This is a genomic window from Kitasatospora sp. NPDC096140, assembly GCF_040303045.1.
Taxonomy (GTDB): domain Bacteria; phylum Actinomycetota; class Actinomycetes; order Streptomycetales; family Streptomycetaceae; genus Kitasatospora.
Genome location: NZ_JBEOUW010000038.1, coordinates 1 through 20,932, shown reverse-complemented (window position 1 = coordinate 20,932; position 20,932 = coordinate 1). Strand labels below are relative to the sequence as shown.

16 protein-coding genes are annotated in these 20,932 nt (G+C 73.9%); 7 read left to right on the top strand and 9 right to left on the bottom strand.

All coding sequences use genetic code 11. The features are described 5' to 3' along the window. The first annotated feature begins 201 nt into the window (after nucleotides 1-201). Nucleotides 202-903 carry a bifunctional DNA primase/polymerase gene (locus tag ABT048_RS31215; RefSeq protein WP_350524963.1) on the top strand — a complete coding sequence of 234 codons (702 nt, stop codon included), beginning with the start codon at nucleotides 202-204 and terminating at the stop codon, nucleotides 901-903. 469 nt (nucleotides 904-1,372) lie between these two features. Here ABT048_RS31215 and ABT048_RS31210 read toward each other — a convergent pair whose 3' ends face one another. After that, nucleotides 1,373-2,068 (bottom strand): iron-dependent transcriptional repressor DtxR, encoded by a 696-nt coding sequence (locus ABT048_RS31210; RefSeq protein ID WP_350524908.1) that lies wholly within the window; start codon nucleotides 2,066-2,068, stop codon nucleotides 1,373-1,375. Nucleotides 2,069-2,289: 221 nt separating this feature from the next. Between ABT048_RS31210 and ABT048_RS31205 the strand changes: the two genes are divergently transcribed. The 3 genes from ABT048_RS31205 (at nucleotide 2,290) to ABT048_RS31195 (ending at nucleotide 5,205) form a co-directional block, all read left to right on the top strand. Further along, a complete protein-coding gene (locus ABT048_RS31205) occupies nucleotides 2,290-3,054 on the top strand; it encodes a sugar isomerase domain-containing protein (protein WP_350524907.1) in 765 nt (254 codons plus the stop codon). Nucleotides 3,055-3,319: 265 nt separating this feature from the next. After that, the gene (locus tag ABT048_RS31200) at nucleotides 3,320-4,327 is read left to right on the top strand and encodes a DUF4231 domain-containing protein (RefSeq protein WP_350524906.1); all 1,008 of its coding nucleotides are present in this window, start codon (nucleotides 3,320-3,322) and stop codon (nucleotides 4,325-4,327) included. Between the two features lie 11 nt (nucleotides 4,328-4,338). Next, nucleotides 4,339-5,205 (top strand): alpha/beta fold hydrolase, encoded by an 867-nt coding sequence (locus ABT048_RS31195; protein ID WP_396552242.1) that lies wholly within the window; start codon nucleotides 4,339-4,341, stop codon nucleotides 5,203-5,205. A 105-nt stretch (nucleotides 5,206-5,310) separates the two neighbouring features. Here ABT048_RS31195 and ABT048_RS31190 read toward each other — a convergent pair whose 3' ends face one another. From ABT048_RS31190 to ABT048_RS31175, 4 genes are all read right to left on the bottom strand, one after another. Continuing rightward, a complete protein-coding gene (locus tag ABT048_RS31190) occupies nucleotides 5,311-6,276 on the bottom strand; it encodes a 2-hydroxyacid dehydrogenase (protein WP_350524905.1) in 966 nt (321 codons plus the stop codon). Nucleotides 6,277-6,313: 37 nt separating this feature from the next. After that, complete coding sequence (fxsT, locus tag ABT048_RS31185; protein WP_402807499.1) at nucleotides 6,314-10,321, bottom strand: FxSxx-COOH system tetratricopeptide repeat protein; 4,008 nt, start codon at nucleotides 10,319-10,321, stop codon at nucleotides 6,314-6,316. Further along, nucleotides 10,318-11,799, bottom strand: coding sequence for a TIR-like protein FxsC (locus ABT048_RS31180; RefSeq protein ID WP_350524904.1), 1,482 nt, complete (start codon nucleotides 11,797-11,799; stop codon nucleotides 10,318-10,320). The genes fxsT and ABT048_RS31180 overlap by 4 nt, the downstream gene beginning before the upstream one ends. Before the next feature lie 187 nt (nucleotides 11,800-11,986). After that, entirely contained in the window at nucleotides 11,987-12,919 is a 933-nt protein-coding gene (locus tag ABT048_RS31175; protein WP_350524903.1) for a helix-turn-helix transcriptional regulator, read from the bottom strand. Nucleotides 12,920-12,974: 55 nt separating this feature from the next. On the opposite strand from ABT048_RS31175, the gene ABT048_RS31170 reads away from it, so the two are divergent. The 3 genes from ABT048_RS31170 to ABT048_RS31160 all read left to right on the top strand — a co-directional run bounded on the left by ABT048_RS31170 (nucleotide 12,975) and on the right by ABT048_RS31160 (nucleotide 15,280). Continuing rightward, nucleotides 12,975-13,574, top strand: a complete 600-nt coding sequence (locus tag ABT048_RS31170; RefSeq protein ID WP_350524902.1) for an NIPSNAP family protein — start codon at nucleotides 12,975-12,977, stop codon at nucleotides 13,572-13,574. 201 nt (nucleotides 13,575-13,775) lie between these two features. Further along, nucleotides 13,776-14,438, top strand: a complete 663-nt coding sequence (locus tag ABT048_RS31165; RefSeq protein ID WP_350524901.1) for a DUF4097 family beta strand repeat-containing protein — start codon at nucleotides 13,776-13,778, stop codon at nucleotides 14,436-14,438. Nucleotides 14,439-14,488: 50 nt separating this feature from the next. Continuing rightward, nucleotides 14,489-15,280, top strand: coding sequence for an alpha/beta fold hydrolase (locus tag ABT048_RS31160; RefSeq protein ID WP_350524900.1), 792 nt, complete (start codon nucleotides 14,489-14,491; stop codon nucleotides 15,278-15,280). A gap of 370 nt (nucleotides 15,281-15,650) precedes the next feature. On the opposite strand, the gene ABT048_RS31155 is transcribed toward ABT048_RS31160, so the two are convergent. From ABT048_RS31155 to ABT048_RS31140, 4 genes are all read right to left on the bottom strand, one after another. Next, nucleotides 15,651-16,382, bottom strand: a complete 732-nt coding sequence (locus ABT048_RS31155; protein WP_350524899.1) for an AAC(3) family N-acetyltransferase — start codon at nucleotides 16,380-16,382, stop codon at nucleotides 15,651-15,653. A 208-nt stretch (nucleotides 16,383-16,590) separates the two neighbouring features. Continuing rightward, nucleotides 16,591-18,993 (bottom strand): FxsB family cyclophane-forming radical SAM/SPASM peptide maturase, encoded by a 2,403-nt coding sequence (locus tag ABT048_RS31150; RefSeq protein ID WP_350524898.1) that lies wholly within the window; start codon nucleotides 18,991-18,993, stop codon nucleotides 16,591-16,593. A gap of 66 nt (nucleotides 18,994-19,059) precedes the next feature. Continuing rightward, nucleotides 19,060-19,245, bottom strand: a complete 186-nt coding sequence (locus ABT048_RS31145; RefSeq protein WP_350524897.1) for an FxSxx-COOH-like cyclophane-containing RiPP peptide — start codon at nucleotides 19,243-19,245, stop codon at nucleotides 19,060-19,062. Nucleotides 19,246-19,549: 304 nt separating this feature from the next. Then, complete coding sequence (locus ABT048_RS31140) at nucleotides 19,550-20,632, bottom strand: aKG-HExxH-type peptide beta-hydroxylase (protein WP_350524896.1); 1,083 nt, start codon at nucleotides 20,630-20,632, stop codon at nucleotides 19,550-19,552. Nucleotides 20,633-20,932 lie beyond the last annotated feature (300 nt).

Here is a 20,932-nt window from a genome sequence, read left to right as displayed (position 1 = left end):
GCCAGCGGGATACCCACGGTGACGATCCGCACCCCCCTTGCGCCCTGGGAAATGCTCCCGTGCGCCCCCGCTGCGCCCGCCTTCGGCCGCCCCAACTCGGTCGAGTAACCGGAACGGGTGACATTGCCGGGATGCACCCAACCGGGCACCTCCGGGCCGTAACCAGGCTCACACACGGTAGTTGAGCAGCGTGTGGAAGACATCCCCGACGCCTCCGGCCAGGACGAGAACGCCGGCCTGCCCCCGCTGCTCATCGAAGCCGTCGGCTACGCCGAGAACCGCCACTGGGAGGTCGCTCCGGGCGCCTGGCTGATCGACGGCGACGGGCCCGCCCGCTGCTCCTGCGGCGACCTGCGCTGCACGCTGCCGGGCGCCCACCCGCTGGACGCGGACTGGGCCCGCAAGGCGAGCGCGGGGCCGGGGGCGGTGCGGCGCTGGTGGACCGAGCGACCCCAGGCCTCGATCCTGCTGCCGACCGGGCGCTCCTTCGACGTCCTGGACGTGCCGGAGACGGCCGGCTGCCTGGCGCTGGCCCGGATGGAGCGGATGGACCTCCAGCTCGGCCCGGTGGCGGTGCTGCCCGCCGCGCCCGGGCGGATCGGCCGCCGGCTGCACTTCCTGGTGCTGCCCGGGGTCGCGGCCAAGCTCCCGGAGATGCTCCGCAAGCTCGGCTGGCCGCCCGGCCGGCTGGACCTGGTCGCCCGCGGCGAGGGGGACTGGACGGTCGCCCCGCCGTCCCGGATCGGCTCCACCGGGTACGCCCAGTGGGCCCGCTCCCCCTCCGCGCTCAACCGCTGGCTGCCCGACGCCGCCGAGCTGATCAGCCCGCTCGCGTACGCCTGCGGACGCGAGGCGCCCGCCCACCGCGCCGCCCCGGCCGCCCAGCCGGCGGCGGTGGGCTGAGCGGGGCCTCCCCCGCCGGTTCACCCTCCCCTGCACGGCCGCCCTACGCCGATCGGGCGAGGGCGTGCACTGCGCGACACCACGCGCGCCAGTGACGGGCCTTGCCTCCCACCGGAGGCGGGGCCCGTCATACGCATGTCCGGATAAGGCTTCCGTCTACCCGCTGGTCAACCGCAGAAGCCCCTCGTACGAGTGACAGCGCTCAAGGATTGCCATGATCGGCCGAGGGGAGGAATTGCGGTGAGGGGGCGCCGGAGGGTCGCTCGGACGGGGAAGCCGGGCGAGGCGCCGGAGGGGAGCCGGGAGGGAGCAGGGAGGGACGGGAGGGAGCGGAGGGGACGGGAGGGAACAGGGAGGGACGGGGAGGACGAGCAGGGCCCGCTGCACGGAACGCAGCGGGCCCTGGTCGTCGTACCGAACGGTGGGGCATCGGGCCGGGCGGTGGAGCCCCGGTCCGGGCGGTGGAACCTCAGGCCTGGGCGACGAAGACGTGCTGGGCGATGTCCTTGCCCAGCTCCGCCGCGTTCTCGCCGCTGCCGACCAGCACGCCGCCGACCACGCCCGCGTTCACCTTGACCGTGGAGCCCGGCCGGACGCCCGCCCGGCGCAGCGTGCTCATCAGCGCACTGTCGGTCTGGATCGGCTCGCCGATCCGGCGGACCACGACGTCGGCACCGGTGTCGCCCGGCTTGACGCTGTCCAGCGGGACGAGACCGGCGTCGAAGCCCTCGCCCTCGGCCTTGGCGTCACCCAGCTCGTCCAGGCCCGGAATGGGGTTGCCGTACGGGGACTGGGTCGGGTGGCCGAGCATGGCGAGCACCTTGCGCTCGACCGTCTCGCTCATCACGTGCTCCCAGCGGCAGGCCTCCTCGTGCACCTGCTCCCACTCCAGCCCGATCACGTCGACGAGCAGGCACTCGGCGATGCGGTGCTTGCGCATGACGCGCACCGCCAGCCGCCGGCCCTCCTCGGTGAGTTCGAGGTGACGGTCCCCGGCGACCTGCAGCAGACCGTCGCGCTCCATCCGGCCGACCGTCTGGCTGACCGTGGGCCCGCTCTGTTCCAGGCGCTCCGCGATCCGGGCGCGCATCGGGACGATGCCCTCCTCCTCCAGCTCCAGGATGGTGCGAAGGTACATCTCAGTGGTGTCGATCAGCCCAGACATCGCCGCTGGCTCCGTTCTTCGGTGTCCTCATCGCCAATTCTGACCTACCGGGGCGACAACCGGGGCCGCTCGGGGGCTTCCGGTACGGCATTTCGTTCCTGTTGACAGCGGGACCGCCGGGACGCGACCGTGCTCGCCGTAGCTTTCTCCACCGGCGGTCTGGACCACCCGGACCGCCCCACCCGGCCGGCTCCCTCACCGGCAGAGAGCGGAGGCACCAGATGAACGACCTGGTCGGCAGGTACTTCGACGCCGCGATCGCCCACCTCCAGCGGGTCCGCGAGGAGGAGGCCGACACCATCGAGGCCGCCGCCGCGCTGCTGGCGGAGGCGATGGCCGAGGGCCGCCGGGTCTTCACCTTCGGCGCCGGACATTCCTCGCTGCCGGCCCAGGACGTGGTCTACCGGGCGGGCGGCCTCGTCCCGGTGAACCTGCTGAACGTGCCCGGGACGGCCGGGGTGACGGTGATGCCCGCTCCGCTGTCGAGCGCCCTGGAGCGGGTCCCCGGGCTGGCCACCGCGACCCTCGACCTGACCCCGGCGACCACCGGCGACCTGCTGTTCGTGATCTCGCTGTCCGGCCGCCAGGTCATGCCGGTCGAGCTGGCCCGGTACGCCCGGGACCGCGGACTGAAGGTGGTCGGGGTGACCTCGCTGGCCTACCCGCAGGAGGTGCCCTCGGCGCACCCGTCCGGCACCTACCTGAAGGACCACTGCGACGTGGTGCTGGACAGCAAGATCGCGGTCGGCGACGGCGAGCTGACCCACCCGGGCGCCGAGACCACCTTCGGCCCCGTCTCCACGATCGTGACCAGCGCGCTGATGCAGGCCGTGGTCGCCTCGGCGGTGGGCCGCCTCGCCGACCGGGCCGCCGCCGGGGAGGCCCCCGCCCCGCCGCTGTTCCGCTCCGGCAACGTCCCGGGCGGCACCGAGTGGAACGCCCGACAGATGGCCGACAACGCCGAACGGGTCCTCTACACCTACTGACCCGTCCCCGCCCGTACGCCCGCCGACCCGCCTGCGCCCGTACACCCACCGACCCACCCCCGCCCGGCGGGCCGCCGCACCCCGCACGCTGGGTGGCGGCATGAACACGCGGAGTACCGGACAAACCACCGGGACTTCCCGGCCATTGCGGGCCGCCCGGGGCGGCGCCAGGCGTACCGGGAACCCGCCCGGGGCAGGAGAGCGGAGCGACCGGAGCGACGGGTGGGGGCCGAACATGGCGTCTGGGGCGGGACGGACCGGGTGGGTGCGTGAGCGGGACCTGCTGCCCGGATTCTTCTGGGCCGCCGACGCGGCCTCGCTGCGCGGGCAGCGCCGTTCCGTGCTGCTCTCCGCCTGGGAGCTGGTCCTGCTGGTGGTCGCCGCCGCGACCGGCTCGGCCGACGGCGAGCCCTGGGCCTGGCCGGCCGCCGTCGCCTACCTCGGCGCGGTCGCGCTGGCGGTGGTGATCAGCCGGCAGAACCCGCAGGGCCTCTGGTACGAGGGCCGGGCGGCCGCCGAGTCGGTGAAGACCCTGGTCTGGAAGTACGCCGTCCGGGCCGACGCCTACCAGCCGCCGCCGCGCGCCCTGCCGGACGCCGAGGGGCTGTACCGCTTCCAGCTCGGCCGGGTGCTCGGCGCCTTCCGGGACGGCCCGGCGGCCGTGCCGGGGAGCGGGGCGGGGAGCGGGGCGGACATCACCGCGGCGATGCGCGACCTGCGCGAGCAGCCGCTGGCGGTGCGCCGCGAGGTGTACCTGGCCGAACGGATCCAGGTGCAGCACGACTGGTACCGCGCCAAGGCCCGCTACTGCGCCCGGACCGGCCACTGGGCCGGGGTGCTGGGCGTGCTGCTGCCCGCGCTCGGGCTGGTGCTCGCCCTGCTGCGGGCGCTCGGCGCGTTCACCTACGACGCGCTGGGCACCGTCTCGGCCGTGGCCGCGTCGGTCACCGCGTGGGCGCAGCTGCGCCAGTACCGGCCGCTGGCCGCCGCGTACGGGCTGGCCGCCGAGGAGCTGGCGCAGATCCAGCGCCAGCTCGCCGAGCTGGACCTGGACTCGCCGGAGGCGGAGGAGATCTGGGCCCGGCTGGCCCGGGACGCCGAGGACGCGATCTCCCGCGAGCACACCACCTGGCAGGCCCGCCGGGAGGTGCGCACCACCACCGACCGGGAGCAGGAGCACGACCGGGAGCAGGACCGGGACGACACCCGGGAGCAGGAGACCGAGCGGGAACACGGAACCGCCCCGGAGCACCGAACCGACCGGGAGCACTGAGGAGGCCGCAGGTGTCGTTACGGATGGTCAAGACCGCGGACGACCGCGCCCTCGCGGTCGAGTCCCTCGGCGACCCGCGCGGCCGGCCGGTGTTCCTGCTGCACGGCATGCCCGGCAGCAGGGTCGGCCCGCACCCGCGCTCCACCGTGCTGTACCGGCTGGGCGTGCGGCTGATCTCGTACGACCGGCCCGGCTACGGCGACTCGACCCGGCTGTTCGGCCGCCGGGTGAGCGCGGCAGCGGCCGACGTGCGGGCCATCGCGGACGAGTTCGGGCTGGAGAGCTTCGCGGTGCTCGGCCGATCCGGCGGCGGCCCGCACGCACTGGCCTGCGCGGCGCTGCTGCCGGAGCGGGTCAGCCGGGTCGCGGTGCTGGTGGGCCTCGCCCCGCGCAACGCGACCGGCCTGGACTGGTACGCCGGGATGACCCCGTCCAACGTCCGGGCCTACCAGGAGGCCGAGCGCGGGCACGGCCGGATCGCCGACGCGATGGAGTTCCGCTCCCGGCAGATCAAGGACGACCCGGTCCGGCTGCTGAACGGGCTGCGCACCGAACTGTCCCCCGCCGACCGGGAGGTGGTGGCCGACAGCGGGCTGCGGCGGATGCTGCAGAGCAACTACCGGGAGGCGTTCCGGCACGGCGCGGACGGCTGGATCGACGACGTGCTGGCCTTCACCGCCGACTGGGGCTTCGAGGTCGGGTCCATCGGTGTCCCGACCTGGCTCTGGCACGGCGCGGACGACCAGTTCTCGCCGGTCGACCACTCCCGTTGGCTGGCCGACCACATCCCGGCCGCGGAGCTGTTCCTCGAACCCGGCGCCGCGCACTTCGGGGCGTTCCGGGTGATGACCACCGCCCTGGCCTGGGCGGCGGGCTAGCCCGGCCCGGTCCGCACCGGGCCGCGTCGAAACCGCACCGGGCCGGGCCGGGCCGCGCCGAAGCCGCTCCGCGTCAGAGCAGCACCGGGCCGAAACCGCACCGCGTCAGGGCCGCACCGGGGTGAGCGGTTCCGCGCCGCCGAGCACCGCGAGGACGTTGTCGACCGCCAGGCCGCCCATCGCCTGCCGGGTCGCGACGGTGGCGCTGCCGAGGTGCGGGGCCAGCACCACGCGCTCCTGGGCGAGCAGCGCGGCCGGGACGACGGGCTCGTGCTCGAAGTTGTCCACGGCGGCGGCGAACAGCGCCCCGGACTCCAGCGCGGCGGCCAGCGCCTCCTCGTCCACCACTCCGGCGGTCATGCTGACCACCACCGCGCCGCGCGGCAGCAGTGCCAGGCGGCGGGCGTCCAGCAGGTGCCGGGTGGCCTCGCCGAGCGGGCAGGTGACGACCAGCACCGTGGAGGTCGCGAGCAGCTCCTCCAGTGACTTCCAGTCGGCGCCCTCGGCCTGCTCGGGCGGCAGTTCGCGGCGGTTGTGGTAGCTGACCGGCATGTCGAAGGCGCGGGCCCGACGGGCCACCGCCTGCCCGATCCGGCCCATGCCGAGCACGCCCAGCGGGGTGCCGGCCAGTTCCAGGCCGAGCAGGAAGTTGGGCGCCCACGTCCAGGGCACGCCGGAGCGCAGCAGCCGCTCGCCCTCGCCGAGCCGGCGGGTGGCGGCCAGCAGCAGCGCCCAGGCCATGTCGGCGGTGGCGGTGGTGAGCACGCCGGGGGTGTGCGTGACCGGCACGCCGCGCTCGGCGCAGGCGGCCAGGTCGATGTTGTGGTAGCCGACCGCGTGGTTGGCGACGATCCGCAGCCCGGGGCCGGCCGCGTCGAGGAACTCGCCGTCCACCCGGTCGTCCAGGGTGGTGAGCACGGCCTGCCGGCCGCGGACGGCGGCGAGCAGCTCGGACCGGTCCATCGCCCGGTCGGAGTCGTGGTGGGTGACGGCGTGGTGGGCGGTCAGCCGTTCGATGACGCCGGGCGCGAGGCGCCGGGTGACCAGGACCGGGGGCGGGGTGTCGACCATGGTTCGGCAGCGTACCCCGCCCCCTGCCGGGACGGCCTCACACCGGCTGCGGCTCCAGGTCGCGGTTGATCCGCTTCCAGCCGCGCGCCGACACCGTGTTGGGGTGTTCCTCGCCGAACTGCCGGATCAGCTCGGCGATCGACCGCGCGCGCAGCTCGGCGGCCTGGGTGTGCCGGCCGGCCGTCCGCAGGGTGACCGCCAGGTTGGCCTCGCAGGCCACCGCGTCCGGGTGCTGCGCCGAGTAGCGCTCGCACAGGCCCTGGTGGGCGGCCCGGCCGAGTTGTTCGGCGAGCGTCAGCTGCCCGTCGTCGCCGTAGGCGTTGGCCAGGTTGATCATCGCGTTGAGGGTGTACGGGTGCTCGGGCCCGACCGAGCGCGTCAGTCCCTCGACGGTGAGCCGGCCGCGTTCGATGGCGCCCTGGACGTCGCCGCTGCCGCGCAGGTAGATGCCGAGGTTGTTGGCGCAGGCCAGGGTGAACGGGTGCTCGTCGCCGAACAGCCGCCGGTGGCCCTCGAAGACGGTGGAGCAGAGGTCGCGGGCGGCCTCCTTGTCGCCGAACGCGCTGTGGTCGGCGGCCAGGTTGAGCGCGCAGGCCAGCGCGTCGGGGGCGTCGGCGCCGTAGCGCTCCAGGTAGCGCTCGTAGGTCTCCTTGGTGATCCGGCGGGCCTCGGCGAGCTGGCCCATCCGGCGCAGCGAGACGGCCAGCGACTTGGCGTTGCGCAGGCTCTCCGGCAGGCCGGGGTCGAGCCCGTCGCCGAAGTCCGCGGTGACCTCCTGGAGCAGCTCCACCGAGCCGCGGTAGTCGCCCAGTTCACGCAGGTCACGGGCGAGGGCGGACTTGGTGATGAGGGTGTAGGGGTGCTTGGGGCCGAGGACGGCGGTGCGCCGGTCGAGGGTCTCCTGGTCGAGTTCGCGGGCGGCTTCGCTCTCGCCGACCAGCCGGTAGTCGATCGCCAGGTTGTTCGCCATGGAGAGCGTGCGCGGGTTGTCGTCGCCGAACAACTCGCGGAACTGGTCGAGGATCTCGCGGTCGAGGTCGAGCGCGGCCTGGAACCGGCCGAGCGCCCGGCGATCGGCGCCGAGGGAGCCGGCCGTCATCAGGGTGTACGGGTGGTGCTCGCCGAGCAGCGCCCGCTGCCGTTCCAGGGTCGCCTCGTCCAGCGCCAGCGCCTCGGCGTAACTTCCCTGGGAGCGGAGAACGTTGGCCAGCTGGAAGCGCAGCAGCAGGGTCTGCCGGTCGTCCTCGCCGAGCTTGCTGGTCCACTCCGCGTCGAGGGCGTGGCCGAGGTCGCGGGCGCGGTCGAGCTCGCCGCGCTTCCACAGGTAGCGGACCCGGTCGATGAGCAGCTGGCGGGTGTCCGCCTCGTCGCAGTTGTGCGCCTTGGAGGGCGACAGGTGCGGCCAGATCTCGTCGAAGGCGGGCCAGTTGGCCGGGTCGTCGGTGTCGCCGAGGACGGGCCGGGCGCCGGTGAGGATGCGGTGCACCTCGTGGACGGCGACCTCCTGCTCGTCGGCGGTCATCCCGGCCCGGATCACCGCCTGGACGAGGCGGTGCACCTGGAAGCTGTTGCTGCCCGCGTCGACCTTCGCCAGCGCGTACCGGCCGATCGCCTGGATCACCTTGCCCAGCATGAACTTGTCGCTGAGGTCGGCGTCGTACTTCACCAGCGCCCTGATCATCTGGTCGCTGTAGAAGAGGTTCATCGAGATCGGCTCGGGTGCGAAGAAGGCGCACAGTTGCAGCAGCCGCACCGCCGCCGGGGACTGCTCGCGCAGCCGTCCGATCGAGACGTTCCAGGTCGCCGCGACCGGGGTCGGGTAGTCGGCGGGGCGGCCGACGGCCAGCGCGCGGGCGGCCTCGGCGTGCAGCTGGGCGACGTAGGTCTCCACCGGGGTGCCGGTGGTGTCCAGCCAGGCGGCGGCCACCTCGACGGCCAGCGGCAGGTCGCCGACCGCCTCGGCGACCCGGTCGGCGTCCGGCCGGGAGAGGCTGCGGGCGCGCCGGCACAGGTGCTCGACGCTCTCGCCGCGGGTGAAGACGTCGACCTCCAGCGCCTCGGCGTGCCCGGTCCAGGCCTGGTTGCGGGAGGTGACCAGGATGTGGCCGGAGCCGCCGGGGAAGAAGCGGCGGATCTCGGCGGGCTCGTCGGCGTTGTCGAAGATCAGCAGCCAGCGCGAGGTGGGCACGCCGCGGCGCAGTGCCTCCCGGGCGGCCTCGGCGGCCTCGGTCACCGAGTCGCCGACCCGCAGGCCCAGCCGGCGGGCGAGTTCGGCGAGCGCCGGGGCGACCAGCTCGGTCTGCTCGGCGTCGATCCACCACACCAGGTCGTAGTCGGACATGAAGCGGTGGGCGTACTCCAGCGCCACCTGGGTCTTGCCGACGCCGCCGAGCCCGTACAGGGTCTGCGGGGTCGGCAGGACGGCCGCCATTCCGCCGCGCAGCTGGTTGCGCAGTTGCTCCAGGACGGCGGAGCGGCCGGTGAAGGAGGGGTTGCGGGGCGGGACGTCCCAGACCGACGGCTTGCTGCCGGGGAAGCGCGGCCCGCCGTTGGGGGCGTCGTCGAGCGGCGCGTCGCCGCGGCCGAGCGCGCGCAGCAGGCTCTGGATCGACTGCGTCTCGTCGCGGCCGACCAGGTCGACGGGGTTGCGGTTGCTGAACGGCGCGGTGAGCCGGACGTCGCCGACCCGGACGGGCAGCAGCTGGCGCCGGGTGCCGGACGGGTCGGAGCTGACCACCGACTCCCACAGCGCCCGGGCCTGCGGGGAGCGCTGGTAGGCGGGCGAGAGCACGGCGACCGTCCGGAAGGCGGAGTCGATGCCGCGTTCGGTCTCCTCGCGCGGGTCGGTGCCGGCGCTGAGGTCGCGGGGCAGCACCCGGAAGCCCGCCCGAGTGAGGACGGACTCGATCCAGTCCGCCCACATCCGGTCCTCGGGGACGTAGGAGAGGTAGAGGTCGGCGGGGACGGACGGGCGGCGGCGGGTGAACGCGTCCACGTAGCGCAGCCGTACCGCCTCGTCCACCGGCGGCAGGCCGGAGACCCGCCCCTCGGTGATCGTGGAGGTCAGCCGCTCGCAGGCGGCCAGCATCGAGGTGGGCGTGCCGGTCTGGTCGCCGAAGGTGGCCAGGATCTCCTCGTAGGCGTAGAACGGCCGGTACGGGATCTCCACCGAGCCCCAGTACTGGGCGAGTTCCTCCCCGCCCAGGCCGGTGGGCAGGCCGTCGAAGCGGACCCGGGCGAGCGCGCGGCCGGCGTCCGCCTTCTCCTTCTCGCCCTCGTCGATGCGCATCGGGACGGGCAGGATGCGGATGCCGCGCTCGCGGTAGCGGTCGTGGATGTGCTGGGCGATCCGGGAGGCGCCGTCGATGGACTGGTCGCTCAGGGTGAAGCAGACCACCAGGTCGTCGGGCATCTGGACGGTGCAGATCTCGGCGATGTCGGACAGGCCGGTGCGGGAGTCGATCAGCACGTAGTCGTAGCGCTTGGCCATGTCGGCCTTGAGGGCGTCGAAGAACTGCCCGCCGTCGAAGCGGTCGTAGAAGATGTCCCAGTCGAGGTGGGTGACGGCCTCGGAGTAGTCCCGGTTGAACTGGCCGGCGGAGAGGAAGTCCAGGCTGCCGCCGGCCGGGAAGTGCGGCCAGGTGAGCGACAGCGCGTGCGGGTGGACCCGAGCGAAGTCCAGGTGCCAGCCCTCGGCGTGCTCGACCGGGCGCAGCGCCTCCTCGCGGTACTCGGCGATCAGGTCCATCATCCCGGTGGTCCCGGCGAGCGAGGCCGGGTCGAGGAAGGGGTGGAAGAACTTGGCCAGGCCGGGCGCCTCCAGGTCCCAGTCCACGGTGAGCACCCGGAAGCCGTTGGCGGCCAGGATCCAGGCCGTGTTGGCGAGGGCCATGGTGCGGCCGGTGCCGCCCTTGTAGGAGTAGAAGGTGATGATCCGGCCGTTGCGGTCCTGCTCCGCGGCCTGCCTTTCGGCCTCCCGCCGGTCGGCCAGGTCGGCCGCGGTGAGGCCACCGAGGCGGAGGTTCCTGGTGCGGTTCTCGGTCATCGGTTTCCTCGTCCTCCCAGGGGCGCCATCCCGTCATCGGGGTCATCGCCGTCGTCGCGGTACGGGTCGTGCTCGCGGTACGGGTCGTTGCGGTGGCCGGTGCGCTCGCCGGGGCGGTCGCGGTGGCCGGGGTCACGGTGGCCGTCGTCCCGGGCGCCCCGGCCGTTGCCCTGGTTCCGGTCCTCGTCGAAGGGGTCCGGCCCGGATCCGTCCGGTCCGTAGCCGCCTCCCCCGCGCCGGAACGCGTCGCGCAGGCTGGGCCTGGGCGGTGGCGGTTCCTCGGGTTCGGCCCTGGTGCGTCCCTCGAAGGCGTACTTGGCCTTCATCGCGGCGCGGGGCAGTGCGTCGTCGAAGTCCTCCAGCGAGTGCAGCCCGGTCGGGCCGGTGGCGCCGAGGAAGCTGGGGCGGCTCGCGCGCCGGGTGATGCGCAGGGCGTCGTCGCTCAGGTCGCCCAGTTCACCGGCTTGTTCCTCGCACTCCGGGTCGTCGGCGTTCCACGGTTCCAGGACGCTCACCCAGGTGGCGTCCGAGCGGTCGAAGCGCCGCACCAGCTCGCGCCGGTGCGGGTCGCGCAGCGCCCACCGGTCGAGCAGCAGCAGGCCGGGGGCCTCGGCGTTGCCCCCGAGGATCGACTCGACCTCGTCGTCGAACTCGTGCACGGTCGGCTGGAAGCCCAACTGCCGTGCCAGCCGGACGGCGTGCTGGGCGATGGGCGAGCCGACCGGCCGGTACGGGTGCCAGTCGGTGCGCCGCTCGCCGTAGTAGTCGGGGTTGCGGTCGGCCGGCAGCTCGCCCTGGTGGTAGGCGAGGACGGAGATCCGCAGCTGCTTGGTGGGCGCGGTGACGTTGAAGGCGCTGGGCAGGGCGTTGAATTCGAGCCGCCGCCCGATCGGGATCACGGTCTCCTCCGCCACCTGCACGATCCGGGCCGCCAGGCGGTGCACGGCCAGCTCGTACGCGGAGCGGAAGTAGCTGAGCTTCATCAGGGCGTAGAGGCCCTCGGTGGCGTAGTCGGGGCCGAAACTCGCGTGGTTGAACTGGAGTTCACTGGCCACCTTGGGCAGCCGGTAGCGGCTCATCGGCGCCCACAGCACGGGGACGATGCCGCTGGTGCGCTCGGAGTCGAGGTTCGCCGGGTAGACGGGGCGGCGGGTGAAGGCGTGCCACTCCTGCCCGCACGGCACGCTGTTGAAGTACCGGGGGGAGTAGAGCGGGACGAACACCCGGCAGCTCGCCAGCTCGTCGGACAGCCGGTCGGCCCACAACTCGCCCTGGTGCATGGACTCGTCCATGAAGCCCACCGGCACCCCGTCGGGCACGGTGGTCAGTTGGAGCACCGCTTCGCAGAGGTCCCGGTACAGCTGCCGGACCCAGTGGTTGGGGTCGCCGGCGCCACGCGCACCGGCTTTCGGGGTGTGCGCGTAGGAGAGGAAGAAGTACGGCCGGGTGTCGTCCTCGTCCCAGCCCCGGTCAGTCACACGCGCCTCCCCCGGGCCCGTCGGCAACCTGCCTCCCGCAGCCCCCGTGCGGCGGGGCTTCAGTGTAGGAACGACTGACACCCCAATGGAATAGCACAACGACCCGCACGAATTGACATGACCGAAACGATGCTGCTGCCTCCGCTGCAGGAGCAGTACCCTCGCTCCGCTCCTCGGCCCGTCCGCCTCACGCGGTGTAGCGGGCGGCCAGGGCCCGTACCGTGGCGGCGATGCGGTCGCGGAGTTCGGCCGGTTCCAGTACCTCGACGTCGGTGCCGAGCCGCAGGAACTCGCCGTGCGCGTGGTCGACCGACTCGATGGGCACCCGGGCCTCCGTCCGGCCTCCCCCGGCCGCGGGTGCCACGCCGAGGCGGCGGGCGCCCTCCGGGGTGAGCCGGACCAGCGCCTCCCCGGTGTGCAGCCGCGCCCGGAAGTCGTCCAGGTAGTCCGCCCAGTACGCGCCCAGGTCGAACCCGTCCGGTACGACGAACTCCTCGTCCTGCTCCCGGAGTCCGATGATCTGATCGACCCGGTACGTCCGCAGCCCGGCCGACCCGGCCGCGACCAGGTACCAGCGCCCGGCCTTCAGCACCAGCCCGTACGGCTCCACCCGTCGCTCGACCTCCTCCGGCGCCCGCCAGCGCCGGTACCGCAGGACCACCGCCCGTCGCGCCCACACCGCGGCGGCGACACCGGCCAGGTGCGGGGTGTCGTCCGCGTCGCCGTACCAGCCCGGGGCGTCGAGCAGGAAGCGCTCCTGGATCCGCCCGGCCTGCTCGCGCAGTCCGGCCGGCAGGGCGGCCCGCAGCTTGAGCTGGGCGGCGGCGAGCGCCCCGCCGAGGCCCAGCTCGGCGGCGGCACCCGGGAGCGCGGCGAGGAAGGCGGCCTGCGCCTCGTCCGCGGTCAGCCCGGTCAGGCGCGTCCGGTAGCCGTCCACCAGCCGGTAGCCACCTGCGTGCCCGGCGTCGCCGTAGAGCGGGATGCCGGCCGCGGCGAGCGCCTGGACGTCCCGGTAGACCGTGCGGACGGAGACCTCCAGCTCCCCCGCCAGCTGCTCGGCCGTCATCCGGCCGCGGTTCTGCAGCAGCAGGAGCAGGGTGACCAGCCGACTCGCGCGCATGGCGCCAGTATCCACTGACGGGGGATGTCAGGGGACCACCCCTAACCTGCGGCGCATGACCATCGTCGAGCTCCGCCAGTACACCCTGCACCCCGGCGCGCGGGAAACCCTGATCGAGCTGTTCGAGCGCGAGTTCGTGACCGGGCAGCAGGCGGTCGGCATCACCGTCGGCGGCCGCTTCCGCGACCTGGACGCCCCGGACCGCTTCGTCTGGCTGCGCGCCTTCCCCTCGATGCCCGAGCGCCGTCGCGCACTGGAGGCGTTCTACGGCGGCCCGGTCTGGCAGGCGCACCGCGACGCGGCCAACGCCACCATGGTCGACAGCGACGACGTCCTGCTGCTGCGCGGCCCCGGCTTCACCCCGCCGCCGGGCACCCGCGAGGTGCTCGCCACCATCTGCCGCCTCGGCGCTCGCCGTCCCGATGTCGAGGTCGAGGTCGATGCCGGCGCCACCGCTGCCACTGCCGCTGCCTTCGAGGCCTATGCCGAAGGGAATCTGAGCTCGCATCACGCGCTGCACCGCACCGAGCACGCCGAGAACGACTTCCCCCGGCTGCCCGTGCGCACCGGCGAGGACGTCCGCCTCTGGTTCGGCCCCGCCGCACCGGCGCCCTGGCCCCTCCAGCGGCTGCGACTGGAGCCCGTGACGCCGTAACAGCGGCCCGCAGAGCGTTCACCCTCATCCCATTGCAACGCAAGGGGTGAGGGTCGTTGCGTTAAGCCTGCGCCCAGCGCAACGATTTCTCCGCTTTCACCTGCAGCGATGGCCATTTGAAGCAACGAAGCTGTTGCCTGACCTTTGAACGCAACGTAGCTTTTCCATCGTCAGAAACACCGACGAACACCGGAGAGCACGATGCAGACCTTCGACACCCCCGCCGCGATCACCGCCGTCCTGAACGTCCCGGCCGGCCGGGTCCAGCTGATCGCCGCCGACCGCCCCGACACCACCGTCGAGGTCCGCCCCGCCGACCCCGGCAGGAACCGCGACGTCCGGACCGCCGAGCAGACCACCGTGACCTACACCGACGGCGTCCTGAGCATCCGGGTGCCCGAGGCCGGGAACCAGCTCCTCGGCCCCGGTTCGGTGGAGGTCACCGTCCAGCTGCCGGCCGGCTCCGACGTCGAGGCCGAGGCCGCCTCCGCCGAACTGCGCGTCGTCGGCCGCCTCGGCGCCCTCGCCTTCGACGGCGCCCACCGCCGGATCAAGATCGACGAGGCCGCGAGCGTGCGCCTCACCGCCGTCGACGGCGACGTGGAGATCGGCCGCCTCACCGGCCCCGCCGAGATCAGCACCGCCCGCGGCGACATCCGCATCACCGAAGCCCACCGCGGCACCCTCGCACTCAGCACCCAACTCGGCGACATCACCGTCGACACCGCCCCCGGCACCTCCGCCGCCCTGGACGCCGCCACCGGCCACGGCCGCATCACCAACGCCCTGCGCAACGACGGCACCACCACCCTCGACATCCGCGCCACCACCGCCCAGGGCGACATCACCGCCCGCAGCCTCTGACCCCCTCCCCCGTCCCCCCTCCGTCCCCAGCGGCCACAGGAAGGCACCCCATGAGCACCGAGACGACCGCCCGCCCGTCCGCCTGGAGCGGCACGGTCCCCGTCGACGACACCACCCTCGCCGTCACCGACACCGGCGGCCCCGGCACCCCGGTCGTCTACCTCAACGGCTCCTACGCCGACCGGTCGCACTGGAAGCGCGTCATCGCCGAACTCGGCGACGGCTACCGGCACATCACCTTCGACGAGCGCGCCCGCGGAAAGTCGGGGACGTCCTGCGACTACTCCTTCGAGTCCTCGGTCCGCAGCCTCGACGCCGTCCTCGCCGCGCGGGGAGTCGAGAAGGCCGTCCTGGTCGGCTGGTCCTACGGCGCCATGCTCGCCGTCCACTGGGCCGCCCGGAACCCGGACCGGGTGCTGGGGGCGGTGTCCGTGGACGGCGCGATGACACACGAGTGGCTCGACGAGGCCACGAAGGCCCGGATCCGCAAGCTCTTCCGCCGTTTGAGCCCGCTGTTCCCGATCTGCCGCCGGCTCGGCATGGCCGCCCGGATGAGCGCCGCCCAGCACGCCGAGATCAACATCGAGCTCAACGAACTCTGCGCGCCCGCCGCCCTCGACCCGGTCTTCGACCGCATCACCGTGCCGACCCGCTATGTGCTGGCCACCGGCGGCAACCTGGGCGGCGACGCCGAGGTGATGGAACGGCTCCGCGCCGGCCTCGGCGCCGTGCTCGCCCGCAACCCGAACATCACGGTCAGCGCGAAGGTCCCGAGCAACCACTCCAAGATCCTGCGCCGGGACTTCCGGGCCGTCGCCGCCGCGGTCCGCGAACTCGCCTGACGGTGCCGGAATCCGTCACGGCATCATCGGCCGCCCCACCCGTTACTCCCTACCCCTACTCCCTGCCCCGCGCCCCGGCGTTCCGGGGGCGCGGGGAGGCGGGCTGCGGTCGGGCCTCCGGAGGCAGCCGCGTCAGGGGGACGTTCCCTTCGGGCAGCGGCGAGTCCGAGAAGTAGCCGATCCGCTGCGGTGCACCGCCCGGGCTCCCCGCAGGTGCCAGCGCCAGTGCCGCACCGACGGCTGCGATCGCCACGACCGCCTTCAGATCCCGCGCCACTGTTTCCTCGACCTCCAGAGACACACCGAGCACGCAGAGCGATGCCAGTTATACCCTGCGCGCTCGGGCGCCCGCGCCCCCGCCAGCGCGGGCTCAGGTACGGGGCCCCGTGCGGGTGCGGGTGCGGCGCAGGATCCGCTCCGCGAGGTCGACGGACTCCCGGACCGGGATCAGGCGGCAGTCCGCGCCCCCGATGCGCGCGGTGGTGATTCCGCGGGCGGCCTGCAGCACCTCCTCGCCGAGAGCGCCGAAGTGGAGGTCGTCCAGGTCGGGTGCCTCGAAGGCGGTCCACCCGTGCTCCCCCACGCAGCGGTACTGGCGGACGGCGACGTCGGGCATCCGCAGGTCGGCCAGGTGGAAGGCGGTGAAACGGTTCATCGGTACGCCGATCATCAGCACCCGGGCGTCCAGGTCGTAGAGCCGGCCCAGCGGGGAGTCGAAGCCCAGGTGGCACTCGTCCGGGTGACTGCCGGTGATCTCCTGCGCTCGACGGCCCACCGCCGCCCAGGAGGTCTGCGGGTGGCGACTGCGGCACGCGCCCCGGTACGTCCGGATCGCCTCCGACAGCCTTCCCATGGTGGGTGACGCAGGGGTGGCGGCCGGGTCGAACCTCGGCATCCCGGCCAGGTAGTCGTCCACTTCCGCCGGGGAGAGACCGGCGGTGGCGGACTGGTGGATGCGCGAGGTGGCGGAGTTCTCGGGGGTGGCCGTGTAGGCGACCAGGGTGCCCTCGGGGCCCAGCACGTCCAGCAGGGCGTCGATCACGCCCGCGGCCCCGCCCGGCACCGGGCCGAGCGCGCGCAGGGACGCCTGGACGTGCAGCACCGTGCCCGCGCGGACCCCGAGGTCGGCGAACTCGCGCGAGAGCGGGCGGATATGAGGACGGACGGCCGGCGTGACGGATGCGGCGACGGGTGGCCGGACGGGGTCTGCGACGGCGACGCTGCCGGTTCGCGGTTCGGTGAGGATGACGGTTCCCCGGGGTTGAGTGCCCCGGGGTGAGGGAGGTCCCGGGGCAGGGCGGAGTGGGAGGTCAGACTCCGGCCCGTTCCCGTCGCGCCCGGTCGGCCGCGTGCTCGGCGGCGGCGGGCAGCGGCAGGGCGAGCCAGGGTGACACGGTGGCACGCATGCCGTCGGCGAAGCGCAAGCCGGTCCCGGTCAGGGCGCCGGACTCGGCCAGCCGCTCCACGGCCTCGGCGGTGTACCGCCGCCAGAGCGCGAACTGTGCGCGCGCCCGGTCGGCGGCCTCGCCCGGCAGCCCGTCGTACGCCAGGGTTCGGGTGCCCCAGTACTCGGTGACGGCCAGGTGGGCGTAGGTGCCTTGGAGGAGCCCTTCGAGCGGCCGGGGGTCGGGCCGCCAGGGGGCGAAGTACAGCGCCGTGTCGGCGCGGTCGTACAGGTCCATCAGGTCGAGCACCGCGCCGAGTTTGACGTGCTGGAACTCGTGCGCGAGCAGCAGTGCGAGCGTCGGCGCGGTGGCCGGCCGGGCGATGCCGACCGCGCCGTACGCCTGCCGGGCCGCCGAGCTGACGTCCCGGCCCGCCGGGCCCGGCCGCAACGGGGTGACCGTCGTCAGTCCGGTCCGGATGCCCTCGGCGTACCCGGGCAGGTCCCGCCCGAGCAGCTCCCAGGCCTCGCGCAACGCGCCCGTCCAGTCGAGCAGTTCGCCGTCCGGCAGCCGGTCCGCCACCGGGTGGTCGTGGCAGTCGCGCAGCGGGTCGGCGTCCTCCAGGGCGACCGTCCAGCCGCCGGCCAGCCGGACCCGCCGCAGCGGCTCGTCCAGGGCCGTGCGCACCGTGCCGTCGCCGGCCCGCACCTCGAAGCCGTCCGCGCACCCGGTGACCACCGCCTCGCCGTCGGGCAGGGCGATCCGCCCGAGCGTCGGCAGGTGCAGCCACCCGCCGCGCACCGGCACCGCGACCGCGTCCCCCCGTCCGGCCCGGACCGCGGCGGCCGCGGCCAGCGAGGCCAGCGGGCCGAGCCCGACCGCCAGGTCCCCGGCGAGCCGTCGGGCCGCCCAGGCTCGGGCGTACGGGTGCGCGAGGACGGCGTCGACGGCGGCGGGGGCCTCGACGTCCAGCTCCGAGAGCAGGGCCCACGCCTCGGGCCGCCCCTGTCCGGAGGCGTCCCAGGCGGCGGCCAGCATCGCCCGGGTGAGGGCGAGTTGGGAGCGTCCGAGCGCGGCCACCGTCTCCGCGCCGCCGTAGCCCCGCGCGAGTTCGTCGAGTTGCGACGACGTGAGCGCACCGGGCAGCAGCTCGGGTTCGGGGGCGGGCTGCTGCCCGCCCTGGGGCGGCACGGCAGCCGAACCGGCGCTCCCCGCAAGACCGTTGATGAACGTCATGAGATCACCGCAGTAGACGGAGGGATGGTCGAAGCTGCCTCCTCCATCGTCGCTCCGGAATCGGTGGGCGTACAGCCCGCCTCCGCAGGAGCGCACCACGGAGCAGGCTCGGCAGGCCTCGCTCAGTCCGGCCAGGCCGGACTGGCGGGCGGCGATGCCGGGGTGGCGGGCCAGGTCGTCGAGGCTGTGCGCGAAGACGTTCAGCCCGGTGGCGGGCGCGCCGTCGTACGCGGTCTTCAGGCTGTCGGCCTGCTCGAAGGTGCCGTCCGTCTCCAGGACGGCCAGGTCCGAGGGCTCCAGCCCGAGCGACTCGGTGAGGCTGGAGAACCCGCGCAGGGTCCGGTGCACGGATTCGAAGGTCCGGACCGCGAAGGGCCGCCCGTCCGCTTCCCACAGCCGGTGGACGGTCAGCAGCCAGTCGGCGTACGGGGTGGCGCCCAGGGCGGCGGGGCGCTTGGGCCGCTCGTCCCAGGTGGCGTGCGGGAGCAGGAAGTCGACGGCGGGTGGACGGAGTTCGGCCAGGGCGCGGTACACCGCCACCGGGTCGTTCTCGACGTCCATCGTGCAGAGCAGCCCGGCGAAGAGGTGCCGGAACTCGGGCTCGTTGAGCAGCGCGACCGCCCGCAGCACCTGCGGATGGCTGCTGCGCCCGTCGGCGAAGCGCCGGTGGCGGTCGTTGGCGGCCTTGTCGCCGTCCAGCGAGATGCCGACCTTGAGGTCCAGTTCCGCGAACAGCGTGCAGAAGGCGCGGTTCAGCAGCACACCGTTGGTGTGGATGCGCAGGTCGAGCGCACAGCCGGGCGGAAGCGCCGCCCGGAACGCCTCGGCGGCGCGGCGCAAGCGGTCCGGGCCGGCGAGCAGGGGTTCTCCCCCGTGCAGGACGACCCGGACGGCGGGCAGCCGGTGGGCGGCCGCGTGCTCGCCGATGCGTTCGGCGGCCTTGGCCAGGATCCCGTCCGCGATGACCTTCGGGCGGGAGCTCCAGCTGCGGTCCGCGTGCTCGTAGACGTAGCAATGGTCACAAGCGAGATCACATCTGCTATGGATCTTGACCACGAACTGCGTCAGGGGCAGCGGAGTTGACGTCGTCATGGAACTTTTCGGAGATCCGTTCGGATCGATCGGCTCGGTTGGTCCTGCCCGGCGGTACGGGCCGGGTCAGATCGAGGAGTTGAAGGCCGCGACCGGCACGAGGCCGGATTCCGCGCCGGGGAGTGCGCGCTGGAGGCGGGAGGCGAGTTCCTCTGCCCCGAGGGCGGCGAGATCGGCGAGGGACGGGCGTTCCGGCGTCTCCTGAGTGTCAGTGAGCTTGCCGGCCGGCCTGGTGCTGGTTACCGGAGTCATATTCGTTTCCTTAGGCGCGGTTAGGACCTGCCGAGGGTGGGTAAGCCCACCCAGTTGCGACCCAATGTAGTGCCCGCGGAGGCTCCGCGCGGCACGTTGTCGACTCACATTGGACTCACGTCGGGCCCGCCAGGCGGCCGACGTCGTACAACGGGCTCGGAGCCCCGAGTTTTTCACCCGGACAGCGGTCGCGCACTTCGCCCTGGCGCGCGCCGAAGCGCACCGCCGGGGTAAGCACCCGGGTAAGCGTTCGAGTCCTCCGGTTGATTCCCCCCACCCGCGGACGCCGGCCGGAGCACCGACCTCAGGCCCGCCGACCGGCACCGCCACCCAGTTCCCGCACGGAACGCACCAGCTCCTCGGTGAACTCCCGCCCGTGCAACGTCAGTTCACCACAGTGCAGCAGCGTGTCCGCAGCCGCCAGACTGTGCCCCCGCCACCGCACGAACTCCCGCTCCGCCCGGCCCGCATCCGCGCCCGCGGCAGCCTCCGCACACCAGAAGTCCGCGACCCCCAGGTGCGCGTACGTGCCCTGCAGCAGCGCCCCGGCCGGCCGCAGGTCGGGCCGCCAGGGGGCGTGGTAGACGGCCGGACCGTTGGGGCGGTGCAGCGGCACCAGGTCCAGCAGGGCGCCGAGTTGGACGTGCAGGAACTCGTGGACCAATGCCAGTGCCAGCAGCACCGGCTCCTCCGGCAACGAGGCCGCCACCGCCCCGTACGCCCGGCGGGCCGCGGCACTGACCGCCTCCCCGCCGGGGGCGGGAGAGAGCGGGACGATCGTGGTGACGCAGGCCGCGACCGCCTCCGCGTGCCGCCGGTGGCGGCGCACCAGGATCCGCCAGGCGCCGGCCAACCTCTCCTCCCAACAGGCGAGTTCCGCGTCGGTCAGCGGCCCGGCCGGCGGGCGGCCGTAGTCCACCCGGCGCGGCCCGACGTGATCGACCGACGGCGCCCAGCGCAACCCGTCACACTCCAGCACCAGCCTCCGGCCGACGTCGGCCCGGAGGAAGTCCCCCAACTCGCCCGGCCCGCCCGACGAACCCTCCGCACCCGCCGCCACACCGCGCAGACAGTCGGCCGCCCAGGCATCCAACTCCGGCCGCAGCAACACCTCTTCCCACCCCGCCCGGTCCTCGCGCTGCAGCGCCCGCACCCGCGCGTACGCCTCGCGATAGCCCTCGTGGTCCGGCACAGCCCGACGCAGCGCGAGCAGCAGCAGCGCCCGCTTGCTCAACTGCCCCGCACGCAACAGCCGGACGGCCTCCGGCCCACCGCGAGCGCCCGCGATCGCCAGGAACGTCGCCCGGTCCACACCGTGCCGGGGCAGCCCGTCCGCCCCGCGCGCACCCGGCACCCAGGCCGCCACCGCCTCGTCCGTGCCCGCCACCACTCCTCCTCCTCCGCCGCACCGCCCCCATCCGCTCGCAGTCTCCCCCCGCCACGCCGGACAATCCGGCCAACGGACACGCATGACCCGAACGGACGAACCCACCCCGCCGCACCCACCCCCGAAGCCGCCCCCAGCGCGAGTGCTCCCCCTCCCCCAGCCCCCCACCCCTCCCCAGCGAGAGCGCTCCCCTCCTCCCTCCCCCGCGAGAGGGACGCGCTGCGGGGACGGACGGGGGCGGCGCAGGGGGTGGCCCGGAGAGGGGCGTTGCGGGTGATTTTCAGACTGCCAACGGCGCCC

Excerpts from the sequence above, each read along its gene's own strand:
- ABT048_RS31170 (WP_350524902.1), top strand. The coding sequence starts at position 12,975 with ATGACCATCGTCGAGCTCCGCCAGTACACCCTGCACCCCGGCGCGCGG.
- ABT048_RS31145 (WP_350524897.1), bottom strand. The coding sequence starts at position 19,245 with ATGACTCCGGTAACCAGCACCAGGCCGGCCGGCAAGCTCACTGACACT.
- fxsT (WP_402807499.1), bottom strand. The coding sequence starts at position 10,321 with ATGACCGAGAACCGCACCAGGAACCTCCGCCTCGGTGGCCTCACCGCG.
- ABT048_RS31150 (WP_350524898.1), bottom strand. The coding sequence starts at position 18,993 with ATGACGACGTCAACTCCGCTGCCCCTGACGCAGTTCGTGGTCAAGATC.
- ABT048_RS31190 (WP_350524905.1), bottom strand. The coding sequence starts at position 6,276 with ATGGTCGACACCCCGCCCCCGGTCCTGGTCACCCGGCGCCTCGCGCCC.
- ABT048_RS31210 (WP_350524908.1), bottom strand. The coding sequence starts at position 2,068 with ATGTCTGGGCTGATCGACACCACTGAGATGTACCTTCGCACCATCCTG.
- ABT048_RS31205 (WP_350524907.1), top strand. The coding sequence starts at position 2,290 with ATGAACGACCTGGTCGGCAGGTACTTCGACGCCGCGATCGCCCACCTC.
- ABT048_RS31160 (WP_350524900.1), top strand. The coding sequence starts at position 14,489 with ATGAGCACCGAGACGACCGCCCGCCCGTCCGCCTGGAGCGGCACGGTC.
- ABT048_RS31175 (WP_350524903.1), bottom strand. The coding sequence starts at position 12,919 with ATGCGCGCGAGTCGGCTGGTCACCCTGCTCCTGCTGCTGCAGAACCGC.
- ABT048_RS31165 (WP_350524901.1), top strand. The coding sequence starts at position 13,776 with ATGCAGACCTTCGACACCCCCGCCGCGATCACCGCCGTCCTGAACGTC.